Annotated in this window: 14 protein-coding genes and 1 tRNA gene; 11 read left to right on the top strand and 4 right to left on the bottom strand. The window is 67.0% G+C overall.

Features of this window, described 5'->3' with window-relative positions; translation table 11 throughout:
- Positions 1-161 precede the first annotated feature (161 nt).
- Both FHX72_RS03170 and FHX72_RS03165 read right to left on the bottom strand, forming a co-directional pair.
- A complete protein-coding gene (locus tag FHX72_RS03170) occupies positions 162-1,898 on the bottom strand; it encodes a diflavin oxidoreductase (protein WP_183622968.1) in 1,737 nt (578 codons plus the stop codon).
- Positions 1,895-7,501 carry a glutamate synthase-related protein gene (locus FHX72_RS03165; protein ID WP_338110034.1) on the bottom strand — a complete coding sequence of 1,869 codons (5,607 nt, stop codon included), beginning with the start codon at positions 7,499-7,501 and terminating at the stop codon, positions 1,895-1,897. Before FHX72_RS03165 ends, FHX72_RS03170 begins: the two co-directional genes overlap by 4 nt.
- A gap of 260 nt (positions 7,502-7,761) precedes the next feature.
- Between FHX72_RS03165 and FHX72_RS18520 the strand changes: the two genes are divergently transcribed.
- From FHX72_RS18520 to FHX72_RS03155, 3 genes are all read left to right on the top strand, one after another.
- The gene (locus tag FHX72_RS18520) at positions 7,762-8,241 is read left to right on the top strand and encodes an SDR family NAD(P)-dependent oxidoreductase (RefSeq protein ID WP_221186698.1); all 480 of its coding nucleotides are present in this window, start codon (positions 7,762-7,764) and stop codon (positions 8,239-8,241) included.
- Positions 8,242-8,342: 101 nt separating this feature from the next.
- On the top strand, positions 8,343-8,567 hold the full coding sequence (locus FHX72_RS18515) for a hypothetical protein (protein WP_221186697.1): 225 nt from the start codon (positions 8,343-8,345) through the stop codon (positions 8,565-8,567).
- A gap of 12 nt (positions 8,568-8,579) precedes the next feature.
- A complete protein-coding gene (locus FHX72_RS03155) occupies positions 8,580-8,840 on the top strand; it encodes a hypothetical protein (protein WP_068494007.1) in 261 nt (86 codons plus the stop codon).
- A 75-nt stretch (positions 8,841-8,915) separates the two neighbouring features.
- On the opposite strand, the gene FHX72_RS03150 is transcribed toward FHX72_RS03155, so the two are convergent.
- A tRNA-Leu gene (locus FHX72_RS03150) sits at positions 8,916-9,001 on the bottom strand.
- Between the two features lie 35 nt (positions 9,002-9,036).
- Here FHX72_RS03150 and FHX72_RS03145 point away from each other — a divergent pair.
- Positions 9,037-9,639 carry an ANTAR domain-containing response regulator gene (locus FHX72_RS03145; protein WP_104241240.1) on the top strand — a complete coding sequence of 201 codons (603 nt, stop codon included), beginning with the start codon at positions 9,037-9,039 and terminating at the stop codon, positions 9,637-9,639.
- Between the two features lie 66 nt (positions 9,640-9,705).
- Here the strand turns inward: FHX72_RS03145 and FHX72_RS03140 are convergent, their stop codons facing one another.
- Entirely contained in the window at positions 9,706-10,155 is a 450-nt protein-coding gene (locus FHX72_RS03140; RefSeq protein WP_183623978.1) for a PaaI family thioesterase, read from the bottom strand.
- 104 nt (positions 10,156-10,259) lie between these two features.
- Between FHX72_RS03140 and polA the strand changes: the two genes are divergently transcribed.
- The 7 genes from polA to rpsA all read left to right on the top strand — a co-directional run bounded on the left by polA (position 10,260) and on the right by rpsA (position 21,129).
- Complete coding sequence (gene polA, locus FHX72_RS03135) at positions 10,260-12,890, top strand: DNA polymerase I (protein ID WP_082775440.1); 2,631 nt, start codon at positions 10,260-10,262, stop codon at positions 12,888-12,890.
- Between the two features lie 85 nt (positions 12,891-12,975).
- A complete protein-coding gene (locus FHX72_RS03130; protein WP_068481830.1) occupies positions 12,976-14,673 on the top strand; it encodes a DUF885 domain-containing protein in 1,698 nt (565 codons plus the stop codon).
- A gap of 134 nt (positions 14,674-14,807) precedes the next feature.
- Positions 14,808-16,127, top strand: coding sequence for a sigma-54-dependent transcriptional regulator family protein (locus FHX72_RS03125; protein ID WP_183622967.1), 1,320 nt, complete (start codon positions 14,808-14,810; stop codon positions 16,125-16,127).
- A gap of 123 nt (positions 16,128-16,250) precedes the next feature.
- Complete coding sequence (exaC, locus tag FHX72_RS03120) at positions 16,251-17,774, top strand: acetaldehyde dehydrogenase ExaC (RefSeq protein ID WP_183622966.1); 1,524 nt, start codon at positions 16,251-16,253, stop codon at positions 17,772-17,774.
- A gap of 49 nt (positions 17,775-17,823) precedes the next feature.
- The gene (gene adhP, locus FHX72_RS03115; RefSeq protein ID WP_082775441.1) at positions 17,824-18,849 is read left to right on the top strand and encodes an alcohol dehydrogenase AdhP; all 1,026 of its coding nucleotides are present in this window, start codon (positions 17,824-17,826) and stop codon (positions 18,847-18,849) included.
- A 118-nt stretch (positions 18,850-18,967) separates the two neighbouring features.
- Positions 18,968-19,444, top strand: coding sequence for a DUF779 domain-containing protein (locus FHX72_RS03110; RefSeq protein WP_082775442.1), 477 nt, complete (start codon positions 18,968-18,970; stop codon positions 19,442-19,444).
- Positions 19,445-19,671: 227 nt separating this feature from the next.
- Complete coding sequence (gene rpsA, locus FHX72_RS03105) at positions 19,672-21,129, top strand: 30S ribosomal protein S1 (protein WP_068481838.1); 1,458 nt, start codon at positions 19,672-19,674, stop codon at positions 21,127-21,129.
- The last annotated feature ends 108 nt before the right edge of the window (positions 21,130-21,237 follow it).

Here is a 21,237-nt window from a genome sequence, read left to right as displayed (position 1 = left end):
AGTGTGCTCGCACCGTGAGCATTCACCTGATGGGCTCGCCCCGCCGCCCCACGGTCCGATCCCGCTCCGCCTGGTCCACGGTGGCGCCGCCGCGCGCACGAGCAGCTCCCGTTCGCCCCGCAGACCTCACCCTGGCCCGCGACGTCCTCCGGCAGCATGGCTCAGTACACGTCCCTGACGTAGCGCTTCTGACGTTTGAGCGCGCCCACATACTCGGCGGCCGCCTCAGCACTCACCCCGCGCTCCTGTGCGACGACGGCATGCAGAGCGTCGTCGACATCGCGAGCCATGCGCGAGGCGTCGCCGCACACGTAGAAGTGGCCGCCTTCCTCGAGCCACGCGTAGAGCTCGGCGCTGTGCTCGAGCATCCGCGTCTGCACGTAGATCTTCTCCGCCTGGTCGCGCGAAAATGCCAGGTCGAGCCGGTCGAGCACACCGCGGTCGCTCAGTCCCGCGAGCTCCTCCTCGTAGATGAAGTCGCTCTCGCGGTGCTGATCTCCGAACAGCAGCCAGTTCCGGCCAGCCGCACCCCGAGCCTCGCGCTCGTGCAGGAACCCGCGGAACGGAGCGATTCCCGTTCCAGGGCCGACCATGATCATCGGCGCGTCGTCGTCCTCTGGCACGCGGAAGGCCGCGTTCGGCTGGAGGAACAGGTGCACTGGATCGACCTCGCCGACGCGATCCGCGAGGAACGTCGAGCAGACACCGCCGTAGCGCCTTGCCTCGTTGCCGTACCGAACAGAGGCAACCGTGAGGTGGATGCGGTCCGGGCTTGCGAGCGGGCTCGAAGAGATCGAGTACGCGCGGTGCTGCAGGGGTCGAAGCAGTGCCGCGAACTCGTCGGCACCAAACGAGACGCCCTGCGCCGCCCGCAGGACGTCGAGCGTGTCACGGCCCCACAGCCAGCTGTCGAGCTGCGCCTTGTCGCCGCGCTGCACGAGCTCGGCCACTGCGCCGCTCGGCTCGCGGGCGGAGAGCTCGGCAAGCAGGTCCTTCGAGGGGGCCGTGATGTCGAGCTCACGCTCGAACGCGGTCCGCAGTGACGAACCGTTCTCGAGAGCCTCCTCGCCGGAGAACCCGAGGTGACCGAGCAGTTCATCGACGAGCGCTGGCTCGTTGACCGGCACGACCGCGAGGGCGTCACCCGCCGCGTAGGTGATCCCGCTGTCTCCGAGATCGACCTCGAAGTGGCGGATCTCCTTCGAGCTTGTGGGTCCGGACAGCACGCGGTTCACGGCGAGGCGCGACGGGTACGGCGTCTTCTTGTTCCATGGCGAGCGCACGCGTGCAGGTGCCGCCGCGGCCGCGGGTGCTGGCGCCGCGGTGTTCGGCTGTAGCGCCGCGAAGTGCTCGACGACCTCGGCGATCCACGCAGCCGCAGATTCCTCGTAGTCGACGTCGCAGTCGACGCGCTGAACGGCTCGGGTGGCCCCGAGCTGCTCGAGGCGCGTGTCGATGAGCTTGCCTGCCTGGCAGTAGTCGTCGTAGCTACTGTCTCCGAGCGCAAGCACCGCGAACTTCGCCGACTCGAGGCGAGGCGCGCCTTCGGCCGAGAGCTCTTCCCAGAACAGCTCGGCGTTGTCCGGCATCTCGCCCTCGCCGTACGTGGAGGTCACGACGATGATGTTGCGCTCGCCGCCGAGCGCCTCGGGCGAAACGGAATCAAGTGGGGCGAGCGTCGCGGCAAGCCCGGCGCCACGCGCGGCCGCCGCAAGGTCTTCGGCGACGAACTCGCAGTTTCCGGTCTGCGTGCCGATGAGGATCTCGAGGGTGAGCGTCGCCGCCTGGACCTCCTTGTCGGCTGTCGGGATCGCGGCAAGACCCGCCATGAACCCAGAGAGCCAGGCCTGCTGCTCCCGCGTGAACGGGGCGTCTACGGGGATGAAAGGCGCGCTCATGCGAGACCTCCGGCGGTCGCCGCCAGACCGGCCGCAGCCGCCGATGGTTGCTGACGCTTCTCGGTCACGACCAGCTCGCGCGCGATGTCGACCATGGCGGCCGTCGCGAGGATCTCGTCGGTGCCGACCGACTCCAGCAGGCGGCGGTTCTTCACGTTCTGGTACATGATCCACCCCGTCGTTCCCGGCGCGTCGATGCTGCGCACATTGCGCAGCCTGAGGGCGTCCTTGTAGTCCTCGAGGCGCTTCGCGGCGATGAGGGCCGCCAGCTGCGCGTCTTCAAACCGCTCGAGTTCGCCCCGCAGGTACTTGTTCACGCGCTGCATGACAAAGAAGTCCTCGGTGAGGAGGAGCTTGCGAACGGCCTCGACGACCCTTGGGTCGTCTGGACCGTGGGCGTCCGGCACCCTCGTGAGCGCGATGTCCTGCGCGATGTTGAGCACCGCGTAGGAGGCAAGGAGCGCGAACCGGTCGTCACGGTCAGACTCTGCACCTCCCGGCGTGCGCCCGCCGATGACGGGGTGCCCGCCTCGGTACGCCTCCTTGAACAGGCGGATGCGGTGGGTCGCGATCGAGGTCGAGAGTTCGTCGAGCAGCTCCTTGCGCCCCTTGGCCGCCAGGATCTCGTCGGCGTCCTGGTAGAGCAGCAGTGCGCGCGGCATGCCGCAGAAGAACTTGCTGCGCTCTGTCTCCCACTCGCTCAGGATGCGCGCCGCGAGGGGGGAGCCCGTCGCGTCGAGGTGCCACTGCAGCAGCAGCTTGACGGCGGCCTCGTGGAAGTCGCCGCGGCTCGTGTCGGTGATGGGGAAGACGAGCAGCGAGTCGTTGCTCACGTTGTCTCGGGTCGTCCCGTCGGCGTCGTACTGGTAGACGAAGCCTCCGCTCATGCCGTTGCCAAGGCCCTTGCCGGCGCTTCCGAGGTTGAGGACCGCGCCGTTGGTCATGTACTCGCAGCCGAAGTCGCCGATGCCCTCGACAACCGCCGTTGCGCCCGAGTTGCGAACCGCGAACCGGTCTCCGGCCTCACCCTGCACGAACGTGCGTCCGCCCGTTGCTCCGAAGAGCGCGAAGTTGCCGATGAGCACGTTCTCGCCAGGCTGCGAACCTCCGCCGCCGGGGGAGAGGACCACGATGGTCCCGCCGCCCTGGCTCTTGCCGACGCCGTCGTTCGCGGTGCCCGTGTGCTCGAGGCGCATACCGTCGTTGCTGAAGGCGCCGTAGGACTGGCCGGCGGATCCCTGGGTGGTCACGACGATGCTGCCGTCGACAAGCGACCGCCTGCCGCGCTCGTCCTCGACCACCGCGGGGAGAGCAGCGACCGTGTCTGCGTCAAGCTCGTAGTTCAGCATCCGCTCGAGGTCGATCGACAACTGCCCGCCCACCGATTTGAAGCGGTTGCCCATCTCCACGCCCTCGATGCGGACCTCGGGCTCTGCGCGGTCGACGAGTGCGGCGCGGATCTGCTCGACAAGCGAGTCGTCGATGCTGAAGTCCTTCTCAAGGTAGATCGGGTCGGTGACGATCTTCTCGGGCACCTTCGCGAGCATGTCGCGCACATCGAGGTCGCCGACGCTGGCCGGGTGGGCGAGGAGCTGCAGCAGGTCGCCGCGCCCCCGCGCCTCGCCGAGCGAGCGCAGTCCGAGGGACGCGAGGATCTCGCGAACCTCGTGCGAGATGTTGAGCAGGTACTGCGCAAGGGCGCGCGGGTCGCCGTCGAACACCTCTGGGTTCGTCGTCAGCCCGGCAGGGCACTTGATGTTGCAATTCTTCGCCATGACGCAACCGAGCATCATGAGCGCCGTCGTGCCGAACTCGAAGCTGTCTCCGCCGAGCAGCGCCGAGGTGACGACGTCGCTCGCCATCTGGTGCGCGCCGGAGCAGCGGAGGACGACCTTCTGGCGGAGCCCGTTGGCGAGAAGCGCCTGGTGCACCTCGGCGACGCCGATCTCGGCGGACCTCCCCGCGTACTTGAGGCTCGTGACGGCCGCCGCGCCGGTACCGCCCGTGTTGCCTGCCACGTTGATGACGTCGGCCCCGGCCTTCGCGACGCCGACCGCGATCGTGCCGATTCCCTCCGACGAGACGAGCTTCACGACGACGCGAACGCGAGCCGCCTTGCAGTCGTGGATGAGCTGCGCGAGGTCCTCGATCGAGTAGGTGTCGTGGTGCGGGGGCGGGGAGACGAGCTCGACGCCTGGCGTGCCGCCGCGGGCGGCGGCGATGTCGACCGTGACCTTGGGTGCTGGCAGCTGGCCGCCCTCACCCGGCTTGGCCCCCTGACCGATCTTGATTTCGAGCTCTTGCAGCATCGGGTCCGCGAGGTAGCCGGCCCAGATGCCAAAGCGCCCGGAAGCGAACTGCTTGATGCGCGAGCCGCGGATCGTGTTGTAGCGCGTGATGTGCTCGCCACCCTCACCGCAGTTCGACATTCCGCCGACCATGTTCGTGCCGTGCGCCACCGACTCGTGCGCCGTCGCGACGAGCGCCCCGTGGCTCATGGCGCCGGAGGCGAGCGTGCGGGCGATCTCGTGCGCGGGCTGCACCTCGTCGAGCGGGATGCTGTCTGGGGCTGTCCTGAGCAGGCTCAGGATGCCGGAGGAGCAGGGAGCGACCCGGATGTCGAGGTGCGCATCCGTCGCAGTCGTCTCGACGATGGCCTCGGAGTCGAGCGCAGCCAGCACCTGCGCAAGGGCGTCGTAGCGAGTCGCGTCGCCGTCGAGGGGACCGGTCAGCGTGAGCCGATACAGTTCGTTGTCGACCCGGTCGATCTCGAGGCCGCGCACTCGTACATCGCTGTTGCCCTCGAGGGAGAAGCGGCTCAGCTCTCGGGCGAACTCGGAAGGCGTCGACGCGAGGCGGACGTCGGCGGGCAGCGAGAGCACGTCACGAAGCGCTGACGGGCGGCGCGTGCGCTCCTGGATCGTGTTGGTGACGAAGTCGCGGTAGCCGGGCGTGATCTCGAACGCGTCGATCTGCTCCGGCGTGAGCGCCCCGTAGCCGCTGTAGGTGTAGGCCTTGTCGTCGAGGCCGAACGCGTCGCCGAGCTGGCCGAGCGTGAGGAGGCGAAGGGAGTCGTGTCCTGGGTGCGGCTCGGCCGAGGCCCCGGCTGCTTCGTTCGTTGTGGCGGCACTGCGCGATTCGAGGATGCGCGGCTCTTCCGTCATGTCGATGAACCCGCGAACGGCCGTCGTGCCGAACGAGTGGCCAGCACCCTCCTGGCGTTCCTTGAAGAGTCCGAGCAGCGGGATCTGCTTCTCGTCCGCCACAGCGACGGCCCGTTCGTGCCACTCGGCGACGGCTAGGGCGATGCGTTCGAAGCGCACCCCGCCGACGGGGGCCGCAAGGTGCGGGAAGTAGTCGGCCAGCACCGGGTCTTTCGTGTCGAGGTAGTTCGGCTCGAAGAACTCGCCGCCGATGTAGCTCTCGACGGTGCACAGGCCGACGCGGCCCATGGTCTTCATGAGCGACTTCTCTGCCGCCTTCGCGAAGCGCGCGACTGCCAGGTCGGTCTCCGTGATCGTGTCGACAGACGCGACGCCGCTCGGGTACCGCTCCTCGGCGCGCAGGCGCACGCACAGCGGGTAGACGGCCGCGGCTCCGAAGCCGAGAGCTGAGGCGATGTGGTGCGAAGAGGGAAGCTGCCCGCTCTCGGCGATGAGCGAGACGCGAAGGCGGAGCCCCTCCCTGATGAGGCGCTGGTTGACGGCCGCGATGACCAGGATGAGCGGGATGGCGGCCTCTCCGCGAGACACGTTGCGGTCGGTGAGGACGGCGATGCCGCCCTCCGTCCGCGCGAACTCGACCACGGCCTCGCAGACGCGCTCGACGGCGTCGCGGAGCGCGACCGCGTTCGCCGCCGCGTCGCCCTGCACGGGCGTGTAGAGGATCTCGAAGCGCTCGAGTGGCGCAAGTCGCTGCTCTCGGAGCGCCACCATGTTGAGGTGGCTCAGGATGGGCGAGGGGACGACGATCTGCCTCGTGCGGTTGCCGCCGTCCGGCTTGGCTCCGAGCGCGACGCGAAGCGTCATCCCGTCGGCTTCGCGGATGCTGTCGAGCGGCGGGTTCGTGACCTGCGCGAACCGCTGCGAGAAGTACTTGGCGAGGCCGCCCTCCTGATCGGAGAGGGCGTTGATCGCGTTGCCGTAGCCCATGGCGGAGATGCGCTCGGTGCCGTTGGCGAGCATCGGGTCCATCATGAACTTGAAGCTCTCCTGGTTGAGCGAGTACGCGACGTACCTGCCAGCGGGGGAGAGGTCCCCGTCGTAGCCGAGCGTGTTGCTGCCTCGAGTGATCTCGGGGAGCTCGATGTCCTCGATGTTGACTCGGGCCGCGTTGAGGTCGGCGCTGTAGTCGCGTCGCAGGGCGAGCTGCTCGAGCGCCTCCCAAGTGCGGAAGCTGCGCCCCTGCCTGTGGTCGAAGTACAGCATCCCGCCAGCTTCGATGCGACCACGGCGAATGATCGTGCCTGGCGCGAACTGGATCTGTCCGGCCTCGGAGCTGACGACGAGGTAGTCGTCAGTCTCGACGCTGCGCAGGGGGCGCAGGCCGAGGCGATCGAGGCGGGCGCCGATGATGTCGCCGTTGCTGAAGACGAGGGCCGCCGGTCCGTCGTTCTTCTCCTCGTAGAGCGAGAAGAACTCAAGCATGTCGCGGACCTCCGGGGTCAGCGTCCGGTCGTTCTCCCAGGCGGGCGGCATCGTCGAGACGACCGCTTCGACGAGTTCGAGCCCATCGTCGAAGACGCGGCTCTGCAGCGTCTGGTCGAATCGGCTGCTGTCGGACTGCCCGGGGGGATGCGCGATCACGCGCCCGCGCGCCGTCGCCAGGGCGTTCTCGGAAAGTCGGTTCTTGCGGTCGGTGTTCAGCTCGCCGTTGTGCGCGAGCATCCGGAACGGCTGCGCCATGCTCGGGTGCGGTTCCGTGTTCGTCGAGAAGCGCGTGTGGAAGAAGAGCGTCCGCACGGACTGGCGCTCGTCGAGCAGGTCGGTGAAGTAGGGGATGACCTCGTTGGAGTTCAGGCGCCCCTTGAGGGTCTGCGTGCGCGCGCTCAGCGAGAGCGGGTAGAGCCCCTGGAGCGCGGGATCGGCGTAGGCGACGCCTTCGATGTCGAGAAGCGCGGAGTTGGCTGCCGCGTCCATCTCGGCTCGACCCCAGCCCTCGGCGGCTTCGAAGACCCACTGCACGATCGGCAGCTGGTAGTGCTCCGCAGCTGGGCGTGCCACGGAGGGATCGACCGGGACGTCACGCACGAGCACCGGCTCGATGCCGTGTGAGCGCAGGGTGCTGGAGATCAGTTCGTGGGCAGCCCCGATCTGAGCCTCGTCACTCGGCATGAAGAAGTTGCCGACGCCGAAGAGGCCAGCTGTGAGCTGCCGGCCCACAATCGCGCTGAAGAACTCGACGGAGAGGTCGACGTTGACGCCAGCGCCGTCCCCGACTCCCTCCGCGGACATCCCGCCGCGGTGCGGGATCGCGCACAGCGCCGCGTTGCCGAGCCGGATGACGTCATGGTGCTGCACACCGTCTTTGCGTGTGATGAAACCGACGCCACAGTCGCTCTTCTCGAGCTCGGGACGGTACAGGCCAGCGATTTTTTGCGACACGAAGATGCCTCCAGGGGACAGCAGCGAGGGGAACAGGCGACGCGAACACTGCAACGTTGGAGGTTTCGTCTGCGGGAGTCGGCACTTGGTGCGGTGCGAGCTTCCCAGCGGCAAAGCGGTATACGTACGGTAAGGGTTGCCTAAAGCTGATGCAAGGCCACGCGCCGCGAATCCCGGCAATCGCTGACCTACCACCTGGTGGGGACGAGAGTACGATCCGGTACGCGCGCTCGTGTCAGCAACACTAGGTAAGAGGCATCATGAGCACCATCTTCATCACTGGAACATCCACTGGACTCGGCCGCGCGGCCGTCGAGCTCTTCTCCGCGAAGGGCTGGCGAGTCATCGCCACAATGCGCACCCCAGAGGAGGAGACCGCCCTCGGCGAGCTCCCCGGTGTCACGCTCAAGCAGCTCGATGTGACGGACCCGGACGCGATCGTGCGTGTTGTCGCCGACCCCCTGGCCGAGGAGCCGGTCGACGTGCTCTTCAACAACGCAGGCTACGGGCTCGCGGGGCCGTTCGAAGCGGCGACCGACGAGCAGATCGTCCAGAACATCACCACGAACCTGCTTGGCGTCATGCGGGTCACCAAGGAATTCATCCCGCACTTCCGTGAGCGCAAGTCTGGCGTGATCCTCACGACGACCTCGATCGGTGGCAAGGTGACGATGCCGTTCAACTCGGTGTACCACGGCGCGAAGTTCGGCGCAGAGGGCTGGAGCGAAGGCCTCTCCTAGAGCTCGCTCCGTACGGCATTCGAGTCAAGACCCTTGCTCCCGGTGGCATCCGCACCGACTTCGGCGGCCGCAGCCTCGACCAGACCGGTCACCCCGACTACATGGATGCGCTCATCAAGGCGACGGCGCGCTTCCGGGACCCGTCACGCGACTCCACCCGATCCTCGGCCGAGCAGGTCGCCCAGGCTGCCTTCGAAGCGGTGACTGACGGCACCGAGCAGATCACCTACGTCGTGGGCGAAGACGCTCGGGAGTATATGGGCATGCGCGACCAGCTCGGACAGACCGGGTTCGTCGCTGCGTCCACCAAGCTCTTCTTCGGCTGAGATGATGGATGCATGAGCGAAGTCAAGACATACATGCGAACCGCCTCGGCCGAAGCTGATGCTGGGGAAGACGCACTCTCGGAGGTCATTGACAAGCTTGTGCAGCGACTCGTCGAGGCCGGTTCAGCGGACGGCGTCACGATTCCCGAGCACGAGATCGAGGTCGAAGTCCTCGTCGACGACACCTTGAACCTGTGGGATGCGACGGCAACGTGGTCAGGGACCGGCGAGCTCTCAGCTGGAGCTGAAGAGACGCCAGCGACGGACGCCTAGCGCCGTTCACCTCCGCCCGGAACGAACGAAGCCCCGGCTTGCCAGTGAATCACTGGCAAGCCGGGGCTTTTCGTCTGGTGCCGGCTGTGGGATTCGAACCCACACGCCCTCTCGGACAGAGCATTTTGAGTGCACCGCGTCTGCCATTCCGCCAAGCCGGCGCATCACCACGGACACAGTATCGTAAGCTCACTACGTGACTGAACAGGAAACCTCCCAAGCCCCGCGACGTGTTGTCGTCGCCGAAGACGAGTCGCTCATCCGGCTCGACATCGTGGAGATCCTCCGCGACAACGGCTTCGACGTGGTCGGCGAGGCAGGCGATGGCGAGACCGCAGTCGCCCTCGCGAAAGAGCTTCGCCCCGACCTCGTCATCATGGATGTCAAGATGCCGCAGCTTGATGGCATCTCCGCAGCCGAGCAGCTGTCGAAGGACAGCATCGCGCCGGTTGTGCTCCTCACCGCGTTCAGCCAGAAGGAACTGGTCGAGCGCGCAACGGAGGCTGGCGCCCTTGCGTACGTCGTGAAGCCGTTCACGCAGAACGACCTGCTCCCTGCCATCGAGATCGCCCTGGCCCGCCACGCGCAGCTCATCGCGCTCGAGGCAGAGATTTCCGACCTCAACGAGCGCTTCGAGACGCGCAAGCAGGTCGACCGCGCGAAGGGCCTCCTCACGCAGAAGATGGGCCTCAGCGAGCCGGAGGCGTTCCGCTGGATCCAGAAGGCGTCGATGGACCGCCGCCTCACCATGCAGGAGGTCGCGCAGGCGGTCATCCAGCAGCTCTCGGCCAAGAAGTAGCCGAGCTCCGTACACGGGAAGCCCTCACCGCAGCAGCGCCGTGAGGGCTTCTTCTCGTCTGCCCGGTTACTTCGCCGTGCGAATGAGGTTCGTGATGCGGACCGTCGAACAGCGTCTCCCCGCCTCGTCGGTGATGACGATCTCGTGCACCGTCATGGAGCCTCCGAGGTGGACGGCCGTGCACACGCCCGTGACCCAGCCGCTCACTGCGGAGCCCGTGTGGGTGGCGTTGATGTCGATGCCGACCGCGAACCGACCTGGGCCGGCGTGCACGTTGGCTGCCATGGAGCCCAGGGACTCCCCGAGAACGCAGTACGCGCCACCGTGGAGGAGGCCGATCGGCTGCGTGTTCCCCTCGACGGGCATGACGGCAACGGCGCGTTCGGGGCTCAGCTCGACGCACAGGATGCCCATCCGCTCGGCAAGCGCGCCGAAGCCACGACCGCGGGTGACATCGTGCTGGTCGGGGACGGTGAGGCCGTTGACCGTTGTCGGCGGCGTTTCCAGGTGCGTCATCACGCTTCCTCCTCGAAGAACGCCCCACAACACGCGCGCATCGGCGCAGTGTCTGGGGCGGCAAGTAGGCTGACCGTGTGTCAGCGCAAAATCAGCCTACCCTCATGGTCATCGACGGCCACTCGCTTGCCTTCAGGGCGTTCTTCGCCCTGCCGGTCGATAGCTTCGTGAACTCGGAGGGGCAGCACACGAACGCTATCCACGGCTTCGTCTCGATGCTCCTCAACCTGCTCCAGAACGAGAACCCGAGCCACATCGCCGTGGCCTTCGATATCTCGCGCAGCTCCTTCCGCACCCGCGAGTACCCGGAGTACAAGGCGGGCCGCGACGCGACCCCCGTCGAGTTCAAGGGACAGGTCCCGCTGCTCCGCGACGCCCTGCACGCGATGGGCATCACGACGGTCGTGAAGGAGGACTTCGAGGCGGACGACATCCTCGCGACGCTCGCAAGACAGGGACGCGAGCAGGGCTTCAAGGTGCTCGTCGTCTCGGGCGACCGCGACTCCATCCAGCTCGTCACCGACGACGTCACGCTGCTGTATCCGTCGACGCAGGGCGTGACGAAGCTCACGCGCTACGACCCCGCGAAGGTCGAGGAGCGCTACAGCGTCCGCCCAGAGCAGTACCCGGACGTGGCCGCGCTCGTCGGTGAGAAGAGCGACAACCTGCCGGGCGTGCCCAAGGTCGGTGAGAAGACTGCGGCCAAGTGGCTTGCGCAGTACGGCTCGCTGCAGGGAATCCTCGACCACGCCGACGAGATCGGCGGCAAGGTTGGAGAGTCGTTCCGCGAGCACCGGGAGAACGCCGTCCGGAACCGCAAGCTCAACCGACTCATCGACGACGTCGAGCTGCCCGTTGCACCCGAGCAGCTCAGCCGTGGCGCGATCGACGCGGATGCCGTGCGCGAGATCTTCACGAAGCTCCAGTTCCGCACCCTGCAGGACCGTGTGCTCAAGCTGGCCGACGAAGCGGGCGAGGACATCGCACCCGCGGAGGCGGTCGCAGCCCCCGTGCGACCAGAGCTGCTCGACGAAGAGCTCGAGCAGTGGCTCGATAAGGCCGTGGCCGCGACCCCGGAGGGGCTCGGGCTGACTGTCCTCCACAGCCCGGAGGGTGGCATCGTGGCCGTCGGGGTCTCCTCGGCAGCTGAGACCACCGAACTCCGCTGGATTCCGGAACGCGTCGACTACGCCCCCTTCGAGGCGTGGCTCGCGAGCGATGCGCCGAAGCTCATGTTCGACGCGAAGCCCCAGCTCAAAGCGCTCACCGTCGCCGGCCTCGAGGTTGGCGGCCAGGTCAAGGATGGTCAGCTCGCCGGCTGGCTGTACCGCCCCCAGAATGCGCCCAAGCGCCTCGCCGAGCTCGTGCAGATGCGCCTCGACGAACAGCTCCCTGAGGGCGACCCGAACCAGCTGCAGCTCGGCGACGAGTCCTCGCTCGCCGCGAGCGACGCCTGGTACACGCAACGCGCGACGACCGCCGCCCTCGGCATGCTCGAGCCAGGCACGCTCGACGTCTTCACGTCCATCGAGACGCCACTCCTCGCCACGCTCTCGAGCATGGAGCTGCAGGGGGTCGCCATCGACCGCGAGTTCCTGCAGGGCCTCGCGGACGACCTGACCGAGCGCATCCGCACCTACGAGCAGGAGGCGTTCGACGCCATCGGGGGCACCGAGATCAACCTCGGATCGCCGAAGCAGCTGCAGGTCGTGCTCTTCGAGACGCTCGAGATGCCCAAGACCCGAAAGACGAAGACCGGCTTCTCGACCGACGCGGAATCGCTCGCCGACCTCGAACGCAACAGTCCGCATCCCTTCCTCGGAGCCCTGCGCAAGCACCGCGACGCGGTGAAGCTGCGCCAGATCATGGAGGGCCTGCTCAAGGCGATCGACGAGAGCTCACGCATCCACACGAGCTACCACCAGATCGGCTCGGCGACGGGCCGCCTGTCCTCGAACGACCCGAACCTGCAGAACATCCCCATCCGTTCGGAGGAGGGCAGGCGCATCCGCCGCGCGTTTGTGCACGGCCCCGAGTTCGAGTCGCTGCTCACCGCCGACTACTCGCAGATCGAGATGCGCATCATGGCGCATCTCTCCGGTGACGCCGCGCTCATCGAGGCCTTCAACGCGGGGGAGGACCTCCACCGCTTCGTCGGATCACGTGTCTTCGGCGTGGACCCGGCGGACGTGACGCCCGCGATGCGCTCGAAGGTCAAGGCCATGTCGTATGGCCTCGCCTACGGCCTCTCGGCCTTTGGCCTCTCGAAGCAGCTGCAGATCGATGTCGCCGAGGCGAAGAAGCTCATGATCGACTACTTCGAGCGCTTCGGCAACGTCCGCGACTACCTGCGCAACGTCGTCCTGCAGGCGAAGGAGGACGGTTACACGGAGACGATCTTCGGCCGTAGGCGCCCGTTCCCCGACCTGCACTCGACCAACCGCATCGCCAGAGAGAACGCCGAGCGCCAGGCGCTCAACTCACCGATCCAGGGGTCGGCGGCTGACATCATCAAGCGCGCCATGAACTCGATCGAGGACCGCATCCGCGCGGAGAAGCTGTCCTCCCGCATGCTCCTGCAGGTGCACGACGAGCTCGTTTTCGAGGTGGCCGAGGGCGAGGGCGAGACCATGGAGGCCCTCGTTCGCGAGGAGATGGCAGCCGCTGCCGACCTCACCGTCCCCCTCGAAGTGCAGATCGGGCGCGGCCCGAACTGGGACGAGGCCGGTCACTAGGCGATAGCCCCGGGCGTCAGCTCGCCCTTCTCGGTCCTGCTCTCCATGGAGCAAGGCCTCAGAGGGGCGAGCATAGGCTTTGGGGATGACGACTTCCGCTCCACACCCCCAGAACACCAGTCAGGCTCGACCGCAGACAGACATCGATCGACTCGCGGAGGCCTGGGTCGCCACCGAGATCGAGCTCTCGCCCGAGCGGCGAGTCGAGCTCGGCGTCGACGGCGACAAGTCGGAGTACGGCGACTACTCGTCGGCCGCGGCCCCCCGCAAGCGCGCCGCCATAGTCGACGTGCTGGCGAAGCTCGACGCCCTCGACGAGGTGGACGAGGTCGACCATGTGACGGCGCTCGAGCTTCGACGCAGCCTCGGGCTCGAGGTCGAGATGATCGACGCCAGGCTGCACCTGCGCGAACTCTCCAACATCGCATCCCCTGCCCAGGACATCCGCATGGTGTTCGACCTCATGCCTCGCGAGACCGTGAGCGACTTCGAGGACATCGCCCGGCGCCTCGAGAATCTGCCAGCGGCGGTCGAGGGCTACACGGAGCGCCTGGGTGCCGGGATACTGGCCGGAGTCGTGCCAGCGAAGCGCCAGGTGCGCGAAGTCGCGGTGCAGACTGGTGAATACGCCGCTAGCGGCAACTTCTTCGAGCTGCTCGCCGAGTCGACGCCGACAGAGGGCGAGCTCCCGCAGGAGCTCCGCGAACAGCTTCGCCGCGGTGCCCAGGGGGCCTCTGCGGCCTACGGGGCGTTCACGACGTTCCTCGACGACGAGCTGCTGCCAGCCGCCAGCGAAACCGACGGAGTCGGACGCGAGCACTACGCCCTGGCCTCCCGCGGGTTCCTCGGCGCGGCCGTTGACCTCGACGAGACCTACGAGTGGGGCCTCGCTGAGCTCGCGCGAATGAAAGCCGAGCAGGAAGCCATCGCGAACGAGATCCTCCCGGGCGCGACGGTTGCCGAGGCGATCGCTCACCTCGAGCTGGACCCGACCCGCAAACTCCACGGCAAGCCTGCGCTGAAGGCGTGGATGCAGGAGACGAGCGACCGAGCGGTCGCCGAGCTCGCTGAGAGCCACTTCGACATCCCGGAGCAGATGCGGCGCCTCGAGTGCCTCATCGCGCCGACCGAGGAGGGCGGCATCTACTACACGGGACCGTCTGAAGACTTCTCGAGGCCGGGCCGCATGTGGTGGTCGGTCACACCAGGGGTCACCGAGTTCGACACCTGGCGCGAGCTCACGACCGTGTACCACGAGGGTGTTCCGGGCCACCACCTGCAGATCGCGCGCGCGACTCTCAACCGAGACCAGCTCAACACCTGGCGCCGCAACAACTGGACCTCGGGCCACGGCGAGGGGTGGGCGCTGTACGCCGAGCGCCTCATGGAACAGCTGGGCTATCTCGACGAGCCGGCGGACAGGCTCGGGATGCTCGACGGGCAGCGGATGCGCGCGGCCCGCGTCGTGCTCGACATCGGCGTCCACCTCGGCAAGACGGTGCCTGAAGGCGACAAGGTCTGGGACTACGACTACGCGCTCGCCTTCCTGCGACAGCACGTGAACATGCCAGACGGTTTCGTGAAGTTCGAGGTGAACCGGTACTTCGGCTGGCCAGGGCAGGCCCCGTCCTACAAGATCGGGCAGCGCATCTGGGAGGAGCTTCGCGCGGACGCCGAGCTGCGCGCTGGCGACGGCTTCGACCTCAAGGCGTGGCACTCGCGTGCGCTCGACCTGGGCGGGCTCGGACTCGACACGCTCCGCGAGGTGCTGAGCAGCGACTGACCGAGGGCCTCGCCAGCGATCCCCGATCGCGACGCAGCACGAGGCGGTCTGCCATCGTTCAGGCTGCGTGGCCTAGGCTCGCGGCAGCGGGTGCATCGACGCACCCGTTGCCGCGAATCCGAGGAGGCTGCGACGTGCACCCGCAGAGTGGCGAGCTGGCTGGCCCCGACCAGGTGGCAGCCGCATCCGCTCATTCCCTCATCGACCAGGTCGGCGGGACGAGCGGGGGAGTAGATCTGCGTTCGGCCGTGGCAGGACTCCGCAGCGTCGTCCGCGATTCCTGGCTCCGCTCCCTGCAACTTCTCGGGAGCCCAGCGAACGCGAAGGCCCGCGACCTCGATCAGTTCGAGCCGCTCGCGGCCGCGAGAGAGCGCAGCCCCCTTCAACACGTCCTGCCTGTCCTCGACCGCCTGCTTGTGGAGCCGGCGAGAGATACCGGACTCATCGTCGCCATCACCAACGAGCAGGGACGGCTCCTCTGGGTGCGCGGCGACAGCGCCACGCTGCGTCGGGCTGAGCACATGGACTTCGTGGCAGGCGCCGACTGGTCTGAGGCCGCGGTCGGCACGAGCGCCCCCGGCACGGCACTCGCTTCCGGTCGCGGCGTGCAGATCGCCGGTGCTGAGCACTTCGCCCCCGCCGTGCAACTCCTGAGCTGCACGGCGGTCCCGATTCGCGACCCGATCTCGGGCGTCGCTGTCGGCGCCATCGACTTGACGGGGGACGAGCGAGCCGTCGGTCCGCACTCCCTTGCCCTCATGCGCGCGGCCGTGGCCGCGGCGGAAGCGGAGATGAGGCTCGCGGTGCTGCTCGCCGGGCACCCGACTCGCTCCGGCATCGAGGCTTCATCGCCGATCGCGCACAGCGATGCAGCTGCGGCTCGGATCGGCTCGCTCGGCGTCCAGCGGGCTCGGCTGTCTGCCAGCGGCTACCCGGCGCTCGAGTTGAGCGGGAGGCACGGCGAGATCCTGACGTTGCTCGCGGCGCGTCCTTCCGGGCTCTCTGCCGGCGAACTCTCGCTCCTGGTCTACGGGGAGAGCGCAAAGGAGGTCACCCTCAGGGCTGAGCTCGCGAGGCTTCGGCCGATCCTCGCCGAACGCGGCCTCGACCTCGCTCCTCGCCCGTACCGGATCCTGCAGGGCCTGAGCAGCGACGCCGGAGACGTACTCAGGCTGCTCGCAGTCGGCGACGTGAGCTCGGCCGTCTCGAGCTACCGCGGTGAGCTGCTGCCGACGTCCGAGGCCCCTGGCATCCGGGAGCTGCGCGCAGAGATCTCCGCGACGCTCAGGGACCAGGTGCTCAGCACGGCAGACACCCGCACCCTGCTCGCGTACCTCGACCTGCCCGAGGTCGCCCAAGACGCCGAGGCCTTCCGAACCGCGCTCGCCGTACTCCCGCCGCGCTCGCCTGCGCGCTCGAGGTTCGTCGCCAGGATCGAGTCGCTCGACTCCTGAACAGAAGCGGACGGCAATCCGGCACCATGCAACGCAAATGCAACGTCACGGTCCCTACGCTCCAAGGGAAGAGTTCACTCGCGCAGCGTGGTGACGCTGCGCACCTAGGACAAGGGAGTCCTCATGACTGTTTACGCGAAGCCAGGCACGGACGGGGCTCTCGTCTCGTTCAAGCCTCGCTACGAGCACTACATCGGTGGCCAGTGGGTTCCGCCCGTGAAGGGCGAGTACTTCGAGAACATCACCCCGGTCACCGGGCAGCCATTCACCGAGGTGGCCAGGGGCACTGCAGAAGACATCGAGGCGGCCCTTGATGCGGCCCACGCAGCTGCTCCGGCGTGGGGGAAGACGAGTCCGGCAGAGCGGGCGATCATCCTGAACAAGATCGCCGACCGCATCGAGGAGAACCTCGAGTACATCGCCGTCGCTGAGACCTGGGACAACGGCAAGCCGATCCGCGAGTGCCTTGCGGCCGACATCCCCCTCGCGATCGACCACTTCCGCTACTTCGCTGGGGCCATCAGGGCGCAGGAAGGCACGCTCAGCCAGCTCGACGAGAACACGACCGCGTACCACTTCCACGAGCCCCTCGGAGTCGTCGGCCAGATCATCCCGTGGAACTTCCCCATCCTCATGGCGGTCTGGAAGCTCGCCCCCGCGCTTGCCGCTGGCAACGCGATCGTTCTGAAGCCCGCAGAGCAGACGCCGACGTCTATCCTCGTGCTCTTCGAGCTCATCGGTGATCTGCTGCCGCCTGGTGTCGTGAACATCGTCAACGGATTCGGTGCTGAGGCAGGAAAGCCCCTCGCTTCCAACTCCCGCATCCGCAAGATCGCGTTCACCGGCGAGACGACAACCGGGCGCCTCATCATGCAGTACGCCTCGCAGAACATCATCCCCGTCACGCTCGAGCTCGGCGGCAAGAGCCCGAACGTCTTCTTCGAGGACATCGCGCTGCGCGACGACGCGTACTACGACAAGGCCCAGGAGGGTTTCACCCTCTTCGCGCTGAACCAGGGCGAAATCTGCACGTCCCCGTCGCGGGCCCTCATCCAGGATTCGATCTACGACAGGTTCCTGGAAGACGTGACCGAGCGCACCCGCAAGATCGTGCAGGGCAACCCGCTCGACACCGACACGCAGGTCGGGGCTCAGGCCTCGAACGACCAGCTCGAGAAGATTCTCAGCTACCTCGAGATCGGCAGGCAGGAGGGCGCGAAGGTCCGCATCGGCGGCGCCAGGGCAGAACTCGAAGGCGACCTGGCTGGCGGCTACTACGTGCAGCCGACGATTTTCGAGGGCCAGAACAGCATGCGCATCTTCCAGGAGGAGATCTTCGGCCCGGTCGTGGCAGTCACGAAGTTCTCCGACTACGACGATGCCATCTCCATCGCCAACGACACGCTCTACGGTCTCGGGGCTGGCGTCTGGTCGCGCATGGGCAACACCGCGTACCGCGCCGGCCGCGACATCCAAGCCGGCCGCGTCTGGGTGAATCAGTACCACGCATACCCGGCGCACTCCGCGTTCGGCGGCTACAAGTCGTCTGGCATCGGCCGTGAGAACCACCTGATGATGCTCGACCACTATCAGCAGACGAAGAACCTGCTCGTCAGCTACAGCGAAGACGCCCAGGGCTTCTTCTGATCCCCGCTCCGACCACGCTTTCCCCCGCATGAGAACAGGAACACGAACGATGAAAAGCACCATGCAAGCTGCAGTTGTCCGCACCTTCGGCGAGGAACTCAGCGTCGACGACGTCGAGATCCCCACCCCGGGCCCCCACCAGGCGCTCGTGAAGGTCACGGCCAGCGGCGTCTGCCACACCGACCTCCACGCCGCGGAGGGCGACTGGCCCGTCAAGCCCTCCCCGCCGTTCATCCCCGGTCACGAAGGGATCGGCGAAGTCGTCGCCGTCGGCCCGGACTCCGACGGAATCGCGATCGGCGACATCGTCGGCAACGCCTGGCTCTGGAGCGCGTGCGGCTCGTGCGAGCACTGCGAGACCGGCTGGGAGACGCTGTGCGAGTCGCAGCAGAACGGCGGATACGCCGTCGACGGCTCATTCGGCGAGTACATGATCGTCGACACCCGGTACGCAGCGCGAGTGCCTGCCGGGTCGGACCCCGTCGAAGTCGCGCCGATCCTGTGTGCCGGTGTCACCGTCTACAAGGCCATCAAGCAGACAGAGGCTCGGCCAGGTCAGTGGATCGCCATCTCTGGCATCGGCGGACTCGGCCACATAGCCGTGCAGTACGCGAAGGCCATGGGACTGCGGGTCGCCGCGGTCGATGTCGCCGACGACAAGCTCGAGCTCGCCCGCCAGCTCGGAGCCGAGGTGACGGTCAATGCCCGATCCGAGGACCCCGTCGCCGCCATCCAGGAGCAGACGGGCGGGACCCACGCCGTCCTCGTGACTGCCGTGCATCCTGCCGCGTTCGGCCAGGCGATCGGCATGACGAGGCGCGGCGGGACGATCGTCTTCAATGGGCTCCCACCAGGAGAGTTCCCCGCGCCGATCTTCGACATCGTCCTCAAGGGGCTCACGATCCGAGGCTCCATCGTCGGCACCCGAGCCGACATGCGAGAGGCACTCGACTTCTACGCTCGCGGCCTCATCAAGCCGACGGTGTCTGCTCGACCACTCGGTGAGATCAATGAAGTCCTCGAAGAGATGAAGCAGGGCAAGATCGGCGGCCGCGTGGTGATCGACTACCGCTGAGCCGCTGGGTGTCGAGCGCGCGACGGGCGTGGTGCAGCGATGCTCCGCGCCCCCGCCGCGCTCCCAGACAACGCCAAGGACGAACCTCGAGAGTCGATGAAGACGAAAGGCGGAAAGCATGCACAAGGACGTGCAGGACACGCAGGCGCAGAGCAGGCCGGCGCACGAGGCTGCGGCCGGGTATGTTGCCGCCGAGCCGGCGATCGACGGCGAGTCCTTCTCAAGAGTGGGCTTCACGACTGAAGCCATCGAGATGATCTCGTCCCTCGGCCGACGCCACGGGCCGCTGATGTTCCACCAATCGGGCGGCTGCTGCGACGGCTCCTCACCGATGTGCTACCCGGCTGGCGACTTCCTAACCGGTGATGCGGACGTCCTTCTCGGAACGGCTGACATCCCGGATGCGGGCCTCGTCGAGTTCTGGATGTCACGCGAGCAGTTCAACTACTGGCGGCACACGCGTCTGACCGTCGACATCGTTCCTGGCCGGGGCTCCGGGTTCTCGTTGGAGGCGCCGGAGGGCAAACGTTTCCTGATCAGATCGCAGCTCATGAACGAGGACGGCACGGACGCAGAGTCCCTGGCAACCACCTGACCCGGCTTCAGGATCCTAGGGCGGACGCGATGAGGGCGACTCGCCGCGAAATCCGGGCGAACTCGCCGCGCGCGGCACTTGCCCTCGCTTGACCTGGCCGACTAGGCTGACAGAGCACTTTTCTGTGTGCACGTATCCGTATTCCCGGATGAACCCCGTTGCCCTTGGCTTGTCGCCTCGAGCGGCGCATCCGGGCCGACTTAGAGCCCACCTGGAGCATTACCTACATGACCACCACCACGACCGAAAAGGCAACCAAGCAGGTCGCCATCAACGACATCGGATCTGCTGAGGACTTTCTTGCCGCGGTCGAAGAGACGCTGAAGTTCTTCAACGACGGGGACCTCATCGAGGGCACCGTCGTTCGCATCGACCGCGACGAGGTCCTCCTCGACGTCGGTTACAAGACCGAGGGTGTCATCCCCTCGCGCGAGCTTTCGATCAAGCACGACGTCGACCCCACCGAGGTCGTTCAGGTCGGCGACACCGTTGAGGCACTCGTTCTCCAGAAGGAGGACAAGGAAGGCCGTCTGATCCTGTCCAAGAAGCGCGCTCAGTACGAGCGTGCCTGGGGCGACGTGGAGAAGATCAAGGAAGAAGACGGCGTCGTCACCGGCACCGTCATCGAGGTCGTCAAGGGCGGTCTCATCGTTGACATCGGCCTCCGCGGCTTCCTCCCGGCTTCGCTCATCGAGCTTCGCCGCGTGCGCGACCTCACGCCGTACCTCGGTCAGGAACTCGAGGCCAAGGTTCTCGAGCTCGACAAGAACCGCAACAACGTCGTGCTCTCGCGCCGCGCGCTCCTCGAGCAGACGCAGTCCGAGACTCGCTCGAACTTCCTCAACAACCTCCAGAAGGGCCAGGTCCGCAAGGGTGTGGTCTCCTCGATCGTCAACTTCGGTGCGTTCGTCGACCTGGGTGGCGTTGACGGCCTCGTGCACGTCTCCGAACTCAGCTGGAAGCACATCGAGCACGCGTCCGAGGTTGTCGAGGTTGGCCAGGAGGTCACCGTCGAGATCCTCGAGGTCGACCTCGACCGCGAGCGTGTCTCGCTCTCACTGAAGGCAACGCAGGAAGACCCGTGGCAGGTGCTTGCTCGCACGCACGCCATCGGTCAGATCGCACCGGGCAAGGTCACGAAGCTCGTTCCGTTCGGTGCGTTCGTTCGCGTCGCAGACGGCATCGAGGGTCTCGTGCACATCTCGGAGCTTTCCAGCGGTCACGTCGAGCTCGCCGAGCAGGTCGTGTCGGTTAGCCAGGAGCTGTTCGTCAAGATCATCGACATCGACCTCGACCGTCGCCGCATCTCGCTCTCGCTCAAGCAGGCGAACGATGGCGTCGACCCCGAAGGCACCGAGTTCGACGCGGCGCTCTACGGCATGGTTTCCGAGTACGACGCCGAGGGGAACTACACGTACCCCGAGGGCTTCGACCCCGAGACCAACGAGTGGAAGGAAGGCTTCGACGCTCAGCGCGAAGCTTGGGAGCAGGAGTACGCTCTCGCCCAGACTCGCTGGGAAGCGCACAAGAAGCAGGTCGCTTCGGCAGCCGAGATCGAGCAGAACGTCAGCGCCGTTGCGCCGTCGAGCTCCTCGAACTCGTTCACGAGCGAAGCAGCTGGCGCAGGAACGCTTGCCGACGACGAGTCGCTTGCAGCCCTCCGCGAGAAGCTCGCTGGGAACTAGTTCCCAGCAGCATTCGCTGCACCGAAGGCCGGTCCCAACTCTGGGGCCGGCCTTCGGCCGTATGTGGGCAAGTCCTGCGTCGGTCACCAGGCACCAGCAACAACGCCC

This window comes from Pseudoclavibacter helvolus (assembly GCF_014191305.1).
Lineage (GTDB): Bacteria > Actinomycetota > Actinomycetes > Actinomycetales > Microbacteriaceae > Pseudoclavibacter > Pseudoclavibacter helvolus.
Note: the sequence above shows the minus strand (reverse complement) of the source record. Positions and strands in the feature narration are given on the sequence as shown.

Coding starts and splice junctions, on each gene's coding strand:
- FHX72_RS03140 (WP_183623978.1), bottom strand. CDS start 10,155: ATGACGCACCTGGAAACGCCGCCGACAACGGTCAACGGCCTCACCGTC.
- FHX72_RS18520 (WP_221186698.1), top strand. CDS start 7,762: ATGAGCACCATCTTCATCACTGGAACATCCACTGGACTCGGCCGCGCG.
- FHX72_RS03155 (WP_068494007.1), top strand. CDS start 8,580: ATGAGCGAAGTCAAGACATACATGCGAACCGCCTCGGCCGAAGCTGAT.
- FHX72_RS18515 (WP_221186697.1), top strand. CDS start 8,343: ATGGATGCGCTCATCAAGGCGACGGCGCGCTTCCGGGACCCGTCACGC.
- FHX72_RS03130 (WP_068481830.1), top strand. CDS start 12,976: ATGACGACTTCCGCTCCACACCCCCAGAACACCAGTCAGGCTCGACCG.
- exaC (WP_183622966.1), top strand. CDS start 16,251: ATGACTGTTTACGCGAAGCCAGGCACGGACGGGGCTCTCGTCTCGTTC.
- FHX72_RS03170 (WP_183622968.1), bottom strand. CDS start 1,898: ATGAGCGCGCCTTTCATCCCCGTAGACGCCCCGTTCACGCGGGAGCAG.
- FHX72_RS03110 (WP_082775442.1), top strand. CDS start 18,968: ATGCACAAGGACGTGCAGGACACGCAGGCGCAGAGCAGGCCGGCGCAC.
- rpsA (WP_068481838.1), top strand. CDS start 19,672: ATGACCACCACCACGACCGAAAAGGCAACCAAGCAGGTCGCCATCAAC.
- adhP (WP_082775441.1), top strand. CDS start 17,824: ATGAAAAGCACCATGCAAGCTGCAGTTGTCCGCACCTTCGGCGAGGAA.
- polA (WP_082775440.1), top strand. CDS start 10,260: ATGGTCATCGACGGCCACTCGCTTGCCTTCAGGGCGTTCTTCGCCCTG.